The organism is Hydrocarboniclastica marina (assembly GCF_004851605.1).
GTDB lineage: Bacteria > Pseudomonadota > Gammaproteobacteria > Pseudomonadales > Oleiphilaceae > Hydrocarboniclastica > Hydrocarboniclastica marina.
Genome location: NZ_CP031093.1, coordinates 411229 through 425116 on the forward strand (window position 1 = coordinate 411229; position 13888 = coordinate 425116).

At 58.7% G+C, this 13888-nt stretch carries 12 protein-coding genes; 6 read left to right on the forward strand and 6 right to left on the reverse strand.

Annotated elements, in window-relative coordinates; translation table 11 throughout:
• Positions 1-94: 94 nt before the first annotated feature.
• Positions 95-2824, reverse strand: coding sequence for a DNA polymerase I (polA, locus tag soil367_RS01850; protein ID WP_136546366.1), 2730 nt, complete (start codon positions 2822-2824; stop codon positions 95-97).
• 156 nt (positions 2825-2980) lie between these two features.
• Here polA and soil367_RS01855 point away from each other — a divergent pair, with 156 nt between their 5' ends.
• Entirely contained in the window at positions 2981-3292 is a 312-nt protein-coding gene (locus soil367_RS01855; protein WP_136546368.1) for a DUF2782 domain-containing protein, read from the forward strand.
• A 43-nt stretch (positions 3293-3335) separates the two neighbouring features.
• On the opposite strand, the gene soil367_RS01860 is transcribed toward soil367_RS01855, so the two are convergent.
• On the reverse strand, positions 3336-3983 hold the full coding sequence (locus soil367_RS01860; RefSeq protein ID WP_136546370.1) for a fibronectin type III domain-containing protein: 648 nt from the start codon (positions 3981-3983) through the stop codon (positions 3336-3338).
• A gap of 414 nt (positions 3984-4397) precedes the next feature.
• Here soil367_RS01860 and soil367_RS01865 point away from each other — a divergent pair, with 414 nt between their 5' ends.
• On the forward strand, positions 4398-4802 hold the full coding sequence (locus soil367_RS01865; protein WP_136546372.1) for a hypothetical protein: 405 nt from the start codon (positions 4398-4400) through the stop codon (positions 4800-4802).
• 71 nt (positions 4803-4873) lie between these two features.
• On the opposite strand, the gene soil367_RS01870 is transcribed toward soil367_RS01865, so the two are convergent.
• Both soil367_RS01870 and pyrE read right to left on the reverse strand, forming a co-directional pair.
• A complete protein-coding gene (locus soil367_RS01870; protein WP_136546374.1) occupies positions 4874-5563 on the reverse strand; it encodes a DUF4124 domain-containing protein in 690 nt (229 codons plus the stop codon).
• A 218-nt stretch (positions 5564-5781) separates the two neighbouring features.
• Positions 5782-6423: an orotate phosphoribosyltransferase gene (pyrE, locus tag soil367_RS01875; RefSeq protein WP_136546376.1), complete on the reverse strand. Its 642-nt coding sequence runs from the start codon at positions 6421-6423 to the stop codon at positions 5782-5784.
• A gap of 79 nt (positions 6424-6502) precedes the next feature.
• Here pyrE and soil367_RS01880 point away from each other — a divergent pair, with 79 nt between their 5' ends.
• Entirely contained in the window at positions 6503-7276 is a 774-nt protein-coding gene (locus soil367_RS01880; RefSeq protein WP_136546378.1) for an exodeoxyribonuclease III, read from the forward strand.
• Between the two features lie 92 nt (positions 7277-7368).
• On the opposite strand, the gene rph is transcribed toward soil367_RS01880, so the two are convergent.
• A complete protein-coding gene (gene rph, locus soil367_RS01885) occupies positions 7369-8085 on the reverse strand; it encodes a ribonuclease PH (protein WP_136546379.1) in 717 nt (238 codons plus the stop codon).
• Positions 8086-8279: 194 nt separating this feature from the next.
• Here rph and soil367_RS01890 point away from each other — a divergent pair, with 194 nt between their 5' ends.
• From soil367_RS01890 to soil367_RS01900, 3 genes are all read left to right on the forward strand, one after another.
• Complete coding sequence (locus tag soil367_RS01890) at positions 8280-9146, forward strand: YicC/YloC family endoribonuclease (RefSeq protein WP_136546381.1); 867 nt, start codon at positions 8280-8282, stop codon at positions 9144-9146.
• A 277-nt stretch (positions 9147-9423) separates the two neighbouring features.
• Positions 9424-11076 (forward strand): methyl-accepting chemotaxis protein, encoded by a 1653-nt coding sequence (locus tag soil367_RS01895; protein WP_172962246.1) that lies wholly within the window; start codon positions 9424-9426, stop codon positions 11074-11076.
• 171 nt (positions 11077-11247) lie between these two features.
• A complete protein-coding gene (locus soil367_RS01900; RefSeq protein WP_136546383.1) occupies positions 11248-12378 on the forward strand; it encodes an MFS transporter in 1131 nt (376 codons plus the stop codon).
• 124 nt (positions 12379-12502) lie between these two features.
• On the opposite strand, the gene soil367_RS01905 is transcribed toward soil367_RS01900, so the two are convergent.
• Complete coding sequence (locus soil367_RS01905; protein WP_136546385.1) at positions 12503-13810, reverse strand: ATP-grasp domain-containing protein; 1308 nt, start codon at positions 13808-13810, stop codon at positions 12503-12505.
• Positions 13811-13888 lie beyond the last annotated feature (78 nt).

Below are 13888 nucleotides of genomic sequence, written 5' to 3' on the forward strand. Positions count from 1 at the left end.
CGCCGGGCTTCCCGGATGTAACTGGCAGTGTGAGAAAAAGAGGTGGTGGCTTCGACGGCCCCACCTCTTTTTTTTCGAATATGCCCGTGGTCTTTCAGTGAGCCTCGTCCCAGTTCTCGCCTACACCGGTTTCAACCAGCAAGGGGACTCTCAGGTCCGCTGCCGCGCACATGCGTTGCTCCAGCCCGCCGACGATCTTGGGCAGGTCTTCTTCCCGGACTTCCAGAATCAGCTCATCGTGCACCTGCATCGTCATACGGGCGTCGGCATTACTCTGCAGTAGCCAGTCCTCGACAGCCACCATAGCCCGCTTGATGATATCCGCCGCGGTGCCCTGCATGGGTGCGTTGATCGCCGTTCGTTCCGCCGCCTGTTGCAGGTTGCGGTTGCGGTTGTTGATCTCCGGCAGGTACAGGCGCCGGCCAAAAAGGGTTTCGACGTAGCCCTGGTCGTGGGCCAGCGTGCGTGTGCGGTCCATGTACTCGAGCACGCCGGGATAGCGCTCGAAGTAGCGGTCGACGTAGGCCTGGGCGGTGTCACGACCGATGCCCAGCGTACGCGCCAGGCCCCAGGCCGACATCCCATAGATCAGGCCGAAGTTGATCGCCTTGGCGCTGCGGCGCTGGTCGCCGCTGACGGCCTCCAGCGGCACACCGAAAACCTCTGCAGCGGTGGCCTTATGTATGTCCTCACCATTGGCAAAGGCTTTCATGAGTCCTTCATCCGCAGAGAGATGCGCCATGATCCGCAGCTCAATCTGGGAGTAGTCCGCGGCCACGAGCTTGTACCCCTCCGTCGCAACGAAGGCCTGACGAATACGGCGACCCTCTTCGGTACGGATGGGAATGTTCTGCAGGTTGGGGTCGGAGGAGGACAAACGTCCCGTAGCCGTGACGGCCTGGTGGTACGAGGTATGAATGCGGCCGGTCTGGCTGTTGATCAGGTGCGGCAGCTTATCGGTGTAGGTGGACTTCAGCTTGCTCAGGCTTCGGTGATCGAGAATCAGTCGTGGCAGGGCATGGGTCAAAGCCAGTTCTGCCAGCACAGGCTCCGCGGTGGAAGGGGCGCCCTTGGGCGTTTTCTTCACAACAGGCAGGCCGAGCTTTTCGTATAGCAGGACCTGGAGCTGCTTGGGTGATCCCAGGTTGAACGCTTCGCCGGCCTCCGCATAGGCCGCTTCTTCCAGGTTGGCCATTTTCTCGGCCAGCTCCTGGCTCTGGCGCCGGAGCAGGTCGGGGTTCACCCGGGCGCCCCGGCGTTCCATACGCGCCAGTACCGGTACCAGAGGCATGTCGATCTGGCTGTAGACGTAGTCGAGTCCGGGGGCCTGGGCCAGTTGGGGACGCAGCGTCCGGTGCAGGGCCAGGGTGATATCAGCGTCCTCGCAAGCATAGTGGCCACCGGTATTCACGTCGATGGCATTGAAAGTAAGCTGCTTGGCGCCTTTGCCGGCGATTTCTTCGAAAGTTGTGGTGCGCCGGTTCAGATAGCGCAGGGCCAGGCTATCCATATCATGCCGCGAAGCCACCGAATCGAGCACATACGACTGCAGCATCGTGTCCTCGGCAATGCCCTCGAGACAGATGCCGTGATTGGCCAGGATATTCTTGTCGTATTTCAGGTTCTGGCCGATTTTACGCACTGCGGGGTTTTCCAGCAGCGGCCTGAGCGCTTCCAGCACGGCCTCGCGATCGAGCTGCTCCGGAGCGCCCATATAATCGTGCTTCACCGGCACATAGGCGGCGGTGCCGGGCTCAACGGCAAAGGAAACGCCGACCAGCTCGGCCGTCATATAGTTGAGGCCGGTCGTTTCAGTGTCAAAGGCGAACTCAGGTGCGCTTTTCAACCGATCGAGCCAGCGGTCGAAGTCCGGCTGGGTGGTAATAATCTCGTAGTGAGTGTCGGCAGCAGACGTGTTAATCGGCGTTACGGTCGGGGCGGTCTCGGCCTCGCTTGCGTCCCCGCCTTCGAGTTCAGCAATCCAGGCCCGGAACTCGTACTCGGTGTACAGCTCGAGGAGCGCCTTGGGGTCCGGTTCCCGCATGCGGGTATTTTCGAGGGTATGCTCCAGCGGCACACTGGTCCTGATCGTAGCCAGGTCGCGGGAGCAGGGCAGTTGTTCTTCCGCGGCACGCAGGTATTCGCCGATCTTGCCCTTGATCCCGGACGCATTGGCCATGAGGTTGTCGAGGTCGCCATACTCCTGCAGCCACTTCACCGCCGTTTTCGGCCCGCACTTATTGACGCCGGGAATGTTGTCGGAGGTGTCCCCGACCAGCGCCAGGTAGTCGATGATCTGCTCCGGCGTCACGCCGAACTTTTCGCGCACGCCTTCCCGGTCCATACAGGTGCCCGTCATGGTGTTGATCAGCGTGACATGCTCGCTCACCAACTGAGCCATGTCCTTATCCCCGGTTGAAATAATGGCTTCACGACCATTCGCAGTGGCCTGGCAGGCCAGTGTGCCGATCACGTCGTCCGCTTCGACGCCCTTCTCAACCAGCAATGGGATGCCCATGGCCCGAACAATCGCAAAAATAGGCTCGACCTGGCTACCGAGGTCTTCAGGCATTGGCGGTCGGTTGGCTTTGTAGTCGGCGTAAAGGTCGTGCCGGAAGGTCCTGCCCTTCGCATCGAATACCGCAATCAATGGTGAGCGGGGGTAATCCTGTTGCAGGCGCCTGATCATGCTGATTACACCCTTGATCGCGCCCGTCGGCTGGCCTTTGCTGGTGGTGAGCGGCGGCAGGGCGTGGTAGGCGCGGAAAAGGTAGGAGGAACCGTCAATAAGTACTATGGGCGCCGGAGCGGCTTCCTGGGTCATGGGCAAGATGTCCGTGAGATCGTTGAGCTTCGGTTGCCTGGTTTCTGGGAAGCGCGGCAGGTCTTTGTCTGGTCCCAGGCCGTGCTAGGCAATATCATGGGGGATTCGTTAGTTCGAGCGCATGCGCATCAACCCCGAAACGGACCCGATCCTATCATGAAAAAATACCCGCTGCTGGCCCTCCTCACTCTCCTGGCGCTCACGCCCCAGGCCCATTCGCAGGAAGACTCGAAACAGGAGCCGATCCGCGCGTCGGAGTATCAGCGCTCAGACCAGGGGCCAGCCATTGTCATTCGCAATGACAAGGACAACACCTACTACGAATACCGTGTAAACGGTGAGATCCAGGAGATCAAAGTCGAGCCAGGTGTTGGGCCAGCCTATTACCTAGTGCCCGTGGAGGGGGGGTATATAAGGCGTGATGAATCGGGCTTGCGCCTTCCCAGCTGGGTGCTGTTCAGGTGGTAAACCTTCTGGCGGCAATCCGGTGGAGCGCCGGATTGCCCACGCGCTAGGTGACGTTGACTCGAACCGTGGTAGAGCGACGGCTTTCAAGGCCGTTCGTATCAATAGTCGAGATCGAAAAGTGGTAAACCCCGGGGGAGAAACCATCCAGGACCAGTGTGGTCTTGCTGGCGTCTTTTAGCGGAATGCTCTGGAACTGGCTGTGGTGAGCCTTTTTGAAATAGATGCGGTAGCCCTGGATCTCACCCGGGTAAAGAGAGCTTCCATCCTCCCGGGTCAACGGCGGCTGCCAGCTTAGCTTCTGAGATTTATGGGTAGAGCTGGTATCGACCGGGCGGCGGGATGAGCTCCGGGGTATATCGCTCGTGCCTTTGACCCGGGCTGGCGCACCGCTGGAAGTCAGGGCGGCAGGAGCCTCACCAAGCTCCTCTGAGCTTGAGTTTGAGCTTGAACGGCGAGCCGAGGTGCTGCCGGGCAGTTTACTACTACTGCTGCTGATCCAGCTGCTCGTGCTGCGCTTCTGGCTCTGTGCCCCGCTACTCACTGGTTGGCGTTCTGCGCTGACGCTCTGGGCGTTGCGGATATTGGAGCTGTCCGCATTGCACGCGCTAAGCAGGAGGGCAATAGCCCATGCTGCCAGAATGCGAGCATGAGAAATTTGCCCCGGTCGCAGATGCGCTGGGAAAAGAGCCATAGAGAAAATCCTTTGAGCCGGTTCGCACTCGATTTTTATAATTGGAATTAATGCAAGCGTTTAAGAATAGGTGATTATGCTAATCAACCGACCGGAATCAAGGCGTTAGACGGGATGTATTCATTGAAAAATTTTAACGTTATGATTTTCTGATGAAAATTTTTAAATTAAAATTTGTTAATATTCGGTCGCGGACGAATGTTCTGAGGCCCGGGCATTTGTTGCAGCATGAGTCGGGGAAGGAGTCAGTTTCTTGCGGGAAGAGCTGGTGGGTCGGATTCAGATAAAGTTGAGACTAGTATGATTATTCTAATTTAAATCCTTAGTTTAATACGTGAGCTTGCACTAAAAGACGCCGCCCTTCGAGGGCGACGCGGTCGAAGCTATCGGAAAAATGACTTAGGAGGAATTATCATGGGTAAACTCAAATCTTATCAGAAGCAGTTCCAGACCCTGCTTGATAAAGGCATAGATAACGCCGAGATCCGCCACAAGCGTATGGTCACCCGTCCGTTCGATTTCGCTGAAAAGCTGGAAAAAGAAGCCAAGAGCTACAGCTTCAAGTCTGTGCGCCAGGCTCATAACCAATATGCCAAGAGCCTCTACTCGTCACTGCGCACCCTGAACGAGCGCGCCAATGGCTATGCTGCTGACCTTATCGCGCGAATCGATAAAGAAGCCGCTGCAGCAGGCGCCAAGTCAGGCAACTCCAAGCAGCCTGCAAAAAAGACCAGCACCCGTCGGTCTACTACTGCCAAGAAAACGGCTAGCAGCCAGAGCAGCCGTGGCACGGCCAGCACCAGCACTGCGTCAGCTTAGGTTGATCCAGGCAGCATAACGAGAAAGGGCGCCTTGCAAGAGGCGCCCTTTTTTGTTGCCAACCAGGCGGTTCATTGGGGCAGCTGGCCCCCTTGACTCTCCGGGGGCATCTCGCCCGGCAGCGGTTTGGTACGCTGCTTTTCCGTGAGATCCTCGACCCGGTCCGCCATGGCTTCGTAGTCCGCTACAGTGCTGCTGATAGCCGATTCCTGACGCGCGATTTCTGCTTCGGTTTCGCTGATGTCCTGCTGTAGCGCCTGTATTTTATGGAGTACTTCTACAGGGATCGTACGACCGGCGCGTTCGGCATCCGCCGCACGGGACTGCTCGTTGCGGATCTGGGAGCGAATATTGACGACATTGCCCTGCTTGAGTTCGATCAGGCTGCGCATCTGTTCCAGCTTGCGCTCCAGCGCCCGCACGACGTCGTCCGGATGGCTGAAGGTCCGCAGCAACTGACGGTCCGCTGCACGTTGCCGGGCCTGTTTTTCACGCTCAGCGACGCGGGCTTGTTCTTCCGCTTCCTTCGCCGCGCGCTGGGCATCGGTCAGGGCCGGTGGAACAGTTTCAATGACGCGACCGCTTGTGGTCAGTATTTCATAGCCACGCTGAGAGGCTTCCTGGGGCAGGGTATGGCTGATTACCGGGTTACCCTCCTGATCCTGATAGCGGTATAAAGTGCCGGCGGTGACCGCAGCGGACAACGTCAGACCCGCGGCAAGAATGCCTAGCGATTGCAGCAGTCTGGTGAGTCGAATCATGACGGTGGCGCGGCCCCTTTGGTACAGCTATACAGCTGAAGCATAACAGATGATTCTGGTTCTGCATGATTGGGCGGGGCGATGGCCCTCGCACAATCCGTGCGTCGAGCCTCGTCATCAGAGACCCACTGCCAGAGGTGGCTGACTGCTGCGTCCCTGGAGCAGGTCCCCTTTGTTCAGGAAGGGGCTAAGTTTATGCAAGCACTATAGTTGATCGTTTATATGCCGTAGCGTTCCCGGTAAGCGGCCACACGGGCTGCCTGAGCGGTAAATTCCGGTGTTTGCTTGAGGTATTCAAGAATTTGAGCCAGATTGATTATGCTGACTACCGGTACAGACAGGGCAGATTCGACTTCCTGAATCGCTGAGAGGGCACCCTGGCCGCGCTCCTGCCGATCCAGTGCAATCAGAACCCCGGCAGGGGTTGCTCCGGCAGCAGTAATGATTTCCACCGATTCGCGGATAGCCGTGCCCGCTGTTATGACGTCATCGATAATCAGCACGCGCCCCTGTAACGGCGTGCCCACGATGCTGCCGCCTTCGCCGTGGGATTTGGCTTCCTTACGGTTAAACGCATAGGGCGCATCCAGACTATAGTCCCGGGAAAGGGAAATAGCAGTGGCGGCGGCCAACGGAATACCCTTATAGGCGGGACCAAAAAGAACGTCGTAGCTTAGGTGGCTCTGCTCTAGTGCTGCAGCATAGAAGCGGCCCAGGCGGTCCAGGTCGGCGCCGGTATTAAACAGGCCCGCGTTAAAAAAATAGGGGCTGACCCGGCCGGATTTGAGGGTGAATTCGCCGAACCGCAGTACCTTTCGCTCAATAGCGAAGCGGATAAACTCAAGCTGATAGTCGTGCATGGGGTACGCGGGAGTCCTGGCTTCTTTTCAAATAATCTGAAGCCGGTATCATACACGCAAACCATACCAGGGAACATCTATGCGGGTAGTAAGCATCAGCGTCAACGGCCTTGAAAAAGCCATCGCCGACGGCTTCTTCAAGTGGCTTGCCAAACAGGATGCCGATGTCGTTTGCGTTCAGGACCATCGCGCCAAAGCCGCAGATTTCGACGATCCGCGCTTCATTCCTGAAGGTTACGAGGCCTATTTTATTGATGCTGAAAACCCGGCGGACGGCGGCGTTGGTGTTTACACGCGCCAATTCCCCAAAGCTATCATGTACGGTTTCGCCTACGAGCCCGCTGATCGGGAGGGGCGCTACATCCAGGCCGACTTCGACGATGTCAGTGTAGCGTCAGTACTGGTGCCCTCTGCCCTGGAGGCACCCGAGCGCCAGGCCGACAAAGATGCCTTCATGGAAGCCTTCATGCAGCATCTGCAGAAGACCGTCAGAAAACGCCGCCAGTACATCATCTGCGGCAACTTCCAGACCGTTCATCTCGTCACCGATGCCAGCCCGCGCTATCACAAGCTGGAAGTGTCCGGCTTTCTGCCCCACGAGCGCGACTGGATGGACGAGATCTTCGAGACCCTCGGCTACACCGATGCCTTTCGATACATTAACAAAGAGGGCAACCAGTACACCTGGTGGCCTTCGGTGCTGTCAGGCTCCCGCCGACATGCCGGCTGGCGAACTGACTACCAGATTCTGACGCCGGGAATCCGCAAGACGATCGAAAACGCCTATATCGATCCCGATACGCGCTTCTGCGACCACGCGCCGGTTGTGGTTGATTACGATATCGGGAACTGACACGGGAATGCAGGCTTGGCCCTGTTACGGGCGCAAGGATGATTTTGAAGAGGGGCCGGCACCGGGAGCTGAGCCCGGGCCGGGCGAATTAACTAACCCTCAAGCGCCGCCTTCTGCAACGCGAACAGCTGCTCAAGCCCATGCTTGGCCAGTGTCAGCATTTCATTCAGTTCCGCCTGATCAAAGGGCGCAGCCTCCGCAGTACCCTGCAGTTCGATAAAGCCGCCCTTGTCGGTCATGACCACGTTCATGTCGGTTTCCGCCTGGGAATCCTCGTCGTAGTCCAGATCCAGCACCGGCGTTCCCTGATAAACGCCTACGGAGACCGCGGCAACCCATTGCTTGAGTGGGCTGCGGGCCAGGCGCTTGTTCTGCACCAGCGTTTCCAGGGCATCCGCCAGGGCCAGACAGCCACCGGTGATAGCTGCGGTGCGGGTGCCGCCGTCGGCCTGGATCACGTCGCAGTCGATGACGATGGTGTGTTCACCAAGCGCTTCCATGTCTACGGCCGCGCGCAATGACCGGCCAATCAGGCGCTGAATCTCAACTGTTCTTCCGCCCTGCTTGCCACGGGCGGCTTCGCGGCCCATGCGGCTGCCCGTGGAGCGCGGCAGCATGCCGTACTCTGCGGTTATCCAACCCTTGCCCTGGCCTTTCAGAAAGCGCGGTACGCCGTTCTCAACGCTGGCGGTGCAGATCACCTTGGTGTCGCCAAACTCTACCAGTACCGAGCCCTCGGCATGCTTTGTGTACTGGCGGGTGAGGGTGATGGCGCGGGTCTGGTCAGGCTGGCGGCCACTTGGTCTCATCAATATCCCCTTTGCGGATCAGTCAGTGGGGAGCGTTCCCCGGGTAGGTATCGGGCGGTAATACACCGCAGCGAGCGCGAGTGTATCACGGTGGCACCAGCGCGGTGCACCGGCGGCTCATGGGGAAAACGCCGGCTAAATTCATGCTGGCACCCAAGCTGATAGAATGGTGCCTCTTGTTGTAGGGGAACACTATGATTAAAAGCATGACTGCCTTTGCCCGCCGTGACACCTCCGGCCCATGGGGAACACTCAGCTGCGAGATCCGCAGCGTCAACCACCGCTACCTGGAAGCCCAGTTCCGACTGCCTGAAGCCATCCGCGAGACCGAAGGCAGCCTGCGGGACAAAACAAGGTCGACCCTGGCACGGGGCAAAGTCGATGTGGGCATGCGATTGGAGCTGGCCGAAGCCGGCAGCGACCAGTTCCACGTCAACATGGAAACGGCCACGGCGCTCAACGAAACCATAAACAATATTAACCGCCTGCTGGACAATCCCGCCCACATCAATGCGCTCGACATCCTGCGCTGGCCCGGCGTCCTGACTCAGGCGCAGCCGGAGCTGGAGCCGGTCCAGGCGGCCGCCCGGCAACTCTTCGAGCAGACCCTCGCCACGCTGGTGGAGTCCCGCACAGCAGAAGGCGAGAAGATCGAGCCCATGCTCACCGACCGACTGGATGCCATCGACCAACACATCACGGACCTGCGCCAGCGCCTGCCTGAAGTTCTGGCAAGGCAGCAGGAGCAACTGCAGCAGCGACTGGAACAGCTTCGTATTGAGGTTGACCAGGAACGCCTGGCCCAGGAAATGGCCCTGCTGGCCCAGAAGTCAGACGTGGCGGAAGAGCTGGACCGGCTGGGGGCGCACGTGGCTGAAGTGCGCAGTGTGCTGGGCCGGAACGAGGCCGTGGGGCGGCGACTGGATTTCCTGATGCAGGAGCTTAATCGGGAGGCTAATACGCTGGGGAGTAAGTCTGTGGACGCCGGTGTTACGCGGGCGTCAGTAGAGCTGAAGGTACTGATCGAGCAGATGCGGGAGCAGGTACAGAACGTGGAGTAGTTCTGAGCATCAATATGGACGATAGGCTGGGCCATGAAAAAACTCGCCTATTCTTGCCGCAACAAAGATTCCTTGGACAAAAAAACCGAAAACTTAACAAAGCCACAACATACGAATGGCGCCCTCTCGACTAGCCTTCAGCATGCCGCTAAACCTTCTCAAGGCCTCATCGCGTAAAGCGATGGGCCCTAAAGTCCGTTCGGTACACCACTCCCTTTTTCAAAAATATCCAAGTTGTCTTCCAGGTCGCCTGGAAATTCCGTTCGAGGGCACCCTTTTGATTTTCGATAAGATGACGCTCAAATCGCAATTTGTGTTCGTTGTGGCCTTACCGTGTCTGGCGTTGCTGCTGGTCAGCTGGGCCGGGCTGGCGGGGTTGTCCACGATGCACGCGCAAGCGGAACGCTTGGCCGAGAACACTAGTGCGCCCTTGCGGGCGATGGCGGAGGTCAACTCACGCATACCGCGCATGCGCGTGGGTATCGATATGATTCTGCTGCAGGCTGTGCCCGCTTTACAGGATGCGAAAGGTGTTACCACGCGTATAAGCGAAACCCGGGCTGAGGATATCCCGGAGATGGATGCCGCGCTGCAGGAGGCGCTGGATGCCCAGGTTAATCCCGAGATCCGGGCCCAGGTTCAGGATCTGATCGAGGTGTTTGCCGAGGTCAAACGCAACGAGCTGCAGCCCATGCTCCGGGCCATGGAATCCGGCGAGATGAACACCGCGTATCGCATCTACCAGAACGACTACGCGAAAAGCTATGGCGCCATGCGCAAGGCGGTCAACAAGATCCTGGACGATTTGCTGGCCCAAGGGGTTGCAAGCCATCAAGCGAGTGAGCAGTCCTATCAGGCCAGTCTTAATAACATGGTCGGGTTGATCGTGGCCGCCCTGTTGGCGTCCGTGGTGCTGGCGTTCCTTTGTCTGCGCCGCCTCAATCGGCGGGTGGAAAGGCTGCAGCAGCACATCAGTTCGGCTAGCAAAACGCTGGATCTGGGCACGACAGTCGAACTCAATGGGCGCGATGAGCTGAGTAATATCGCCACCCAGTTTAACCACTTCACGGGGCAGATCCGTTCGGCGATTGAAGCGGTGGCGGAAAACTCCCGGGAACTGGCAGATACAGCCAACACAGTCGCCCAGAAGGCCAAGTCCACCAATAGCAACTGCCTGCATGAGCAGGCGCGCTCGGAGCAGATCGCCGCGGCGATTTCCGAAATGGGATCGACTGTCGAGAGCATTGCCGGTAATGCCTCAGAGGCCGCGGAAGCCGCCAAGGAAGCAGACTCCCAGGCGCATCAGGTCGCGAAACTGGTTGAGCTGGCCCGACAGGGCGTGGTGACTTTGTCCGACGAGATTGATCAGGTCAGCCTTGATGTTACGTCCCTGGCCGGACAGACGGATTCCATCGGCAGCATCCTGGATACCATTCGTGGCATCTCTGAGCAGACCAACCTGCTGGCATTGAACGCCGCTATTGAGGCTGCTCGCGCAGGCGAGCAGGGGAGAGGGTTTGCGGTGGTAGCCGATGAGGTGCGCAACCTCGCCAGTCGCTCGGCCAGTTCCACGGACGAGATCCAGAAAATGATCGACAACCTGCAGGAACAGTCAGCCAGGACGGTTGCCGCCATCAAGCGGGGACAGTCCCAGAGCACTACCGTGGTCAACCAGACGAATGACGCCAACAGCGCGCTGCAACAGATTACGTCGCACATCGGCCAGATCAGCGATATGAACATTCAGGTAGCGACCGCGACGGAAGAGCAGGCTACGGTGGTGAGCGACATCAGCGAGAACATTCACGACATCAACCGCCTGACCGGAGAAACTACGCAGATTGCAGACCAACTCATGGGGTCTAGCGGTCAATTGCAGAAGCTGTCCCAGACTCTGGATGGGTTGGTGTCACAGTTCAGGCTGCGCTGAGTGCGGCGCTGCCAGGGTTTAAGCCCATCCCGGCTCACACCTTGGCAGCGGCCGTCAATGTCCTGTTCCCTGCGGTTTCACTCGATCTCGCAGTGGGCCGGTTAATTCGTTAAGCGCTTTTCTCCTGCCCCGTTCCCGGCTAGCGTATGCCAGACCAAAGCGGAGGACAGCATGCGCTTAGCCTTGATCATTGGGTCGCTCGGCTCTTTCTTTAATCTCTACCAGCTGCAGGCACTCTATCCGCAGCTAGCTGATCGGTTCGGGACCACCGCGACCGAGGCAGGTTGGTTGAATATGGCCGCCCTGCTGGGAATGATGTTGACCGCACCGGTCACCGGTGCGGCAACGAAGCATGCCAACCCGAAAGCCGTTCTGGTTCTGGGTTTCCTTGCCCTGGCCGCGCTTAACTCTGTGATCGCTTTTACCACAAGCCAACCTCTGCTTCTGGCGCTTCGTATTGGCCAGGGCATTGTGATTCCCTTCCTTTTAACCGCGACGATGAACCTGGTTTCAACGAAGCCCGGCAGCCTGGTGTCGCTCTATGTGGTTGGGACAATCGGCGGCAGCACCCTCAGCCGGCTTTACCCTGCCTGGGCGGCTGACGCCCTTGGCTGGGAGCAGGCATTCACCAGCTCGGCGGCGTTGATGGTCGCTTCTGCGGTAGCCATTGGCCTGCTGCCAGCATACGGGCAGCCTGAACCTGCCGCCCAAGGTGAACAGCGCAGCTCCTCTTTTACCTATGCCAGGCGGGCGCTGGCTGACGGCAGCCTGCGCGTTGCCTATCTGGCAGGGTTTGCGTTGCTGTTTACCCAGAGCGCGGTCTTTACCGCGCTTGGCATCCGGCTCGCCGCGGCGCCTTATTCCTGGAATTCGAGTCAGATCGGCATGGTCTACCTGGCGTGTTTGCCAGCGCTCTTTTTCGTGCTTTCCGCCGGTTGGTTGAGGCGCTACGTGGGTGAAGCCGCAATCGCAGGATCGCTCATCGTATTGGTCTGGGTCGGGTTGGGTATTGTCGGCGGCACAGGCACATCGGTCATTGTCGGTGTGGCACTGTTCGCGGTGGGCACCTACATGTTCCAGACTGTGACGACATCCTTGCTGAGTCGTTCGCGCCTCGTACCCGCGGGTGTCGCGACTGGGTTCTATCTCTCTTTTTACTATCTCGGCGGGGCGATGGGCGCCAGCCTTGGCGCGTATGCGTTTGAAGCATGGGACTGGGGTGGCGTTATCGGCTGCGTAGCGGTCAGTCAGGCGCTGGTTCTCTGCCTTGTTCTACGAGGTCGGCGCAGGTCCGCCGCCTAACTCATGGCCTGATGGCTTGGCATTACCTGGGCGGCCACTCAGCGGCAGGATTCGCGCCTACCCCTGGAAAACGGGGCAGCCGCCTGCGTCCCGGCAGACGTCAGCCCCGCATTTCCGGTCTGTCTCAGGCTGTCTTCCTGACCACGGGGTCAAACTCAAAGTGGAGCGCCTCAAGGCAGGCCTGGTAACGCTCCTTGATTTCCTCGTGGCTGCGCCCGCCCAGGTAGATCGTGCCGATGTGATAACTGAAGCTATCCTGGTTGGGTAAATCGCTCAGTTTCATGCCGGGCTCGATATCCAGGCGCACTTTAGTGCCCGGAAAGCGTTCACAGAGGTCGTCCAGCTCTTGCTGGCTCGGCACCCGGGTGACGATACCGTCCTCATGCTCATGGGGAATCATGCATTTTGCCGCAACCGTGACCTGCCCCTGGCGGTAGGGCATGGACGGCCTTTCCCCGAGTGCGATATCGAGCGCGACCTCGTGGTTCGACATGCCATCGACCATGATGAACATTTCGCTATGGGACTGTGAAATGCGGGTGTTGAATTCCACCAGCCACAGCTCGTCGGTCTCCTCGTTCCACATGAACTCGGCGTTGAAACAGCCGTTGTCGTAGCCGATGTGCTTGAGGAAGCGTTTGGAGGCGTCGATCATCCGGCGCTGTACGTGCTCAGGCATGTTGGACGGATACTCCAGCCGGTCATAGAGCGCTTCCCCTTCGTCCTTGGGCTGGTCGAACAGTCCATGCACGTTGAACTCCCCACGAAACACTGTGCCCTCTGGCGCACCCTGAACGCCCGAGATAATCTGCTCGGCGATACAGGTGTTGCCGTCGGCCTTCTGGATCTCAGGCGGCAGTTCGGCATGGGCCAGGGCTTCATTGAAGGGGTCGCCAAAGTGGCGGATTTTCTCCCGGGTTTCCTCGATCGCCGCCTGGAACTGCTCGGCATTCTCGATTTTGAAACCGAGCTGGGATGAAAACGCTTTGACTGGTTTGAGCCAGAAAGGGTAGTCGAGAGTGACCTGGGATAACGGATCTGCCGCGAAGGGATCCACCGAGCAGAAGTCTGGGACGAATTCGGGGATCGCTTTGCGCTGCTCTACACGGCTCCAGTACTTGTGCTCGCACTTGAGCACGCTTTCCAGAGATGGCGCGGGGATGTTGTGTTCCCTGCAGAGGATTGGCACCAGTACGCTGGTGGGAAAGTCCCAGTGGGCGATAATGGCGTCAACGCTACCGTCCGGGCCCGTGGTTTTTTTCAGCTCCTGGCGGGCTTCTTCCAACAGGGCATCAAAAGAGAATGACTCGGACTCTACCAGCCGCTCTACAGTGAGAAGACTGTAGAAATCGAATTCCTCGGCATGGCGTAGGGTCGCAAGTTCGGCACGCTGCTGTTCTTCCAGGGCCGGGATAAAAATACGTCGTTTCATCAGTCGCTCCACGTCGCTTTTGAATGAGACAGCCAGTTTTCCGTGACTTTCAGGTTTTCATGTCCACTGGCTTCGGCA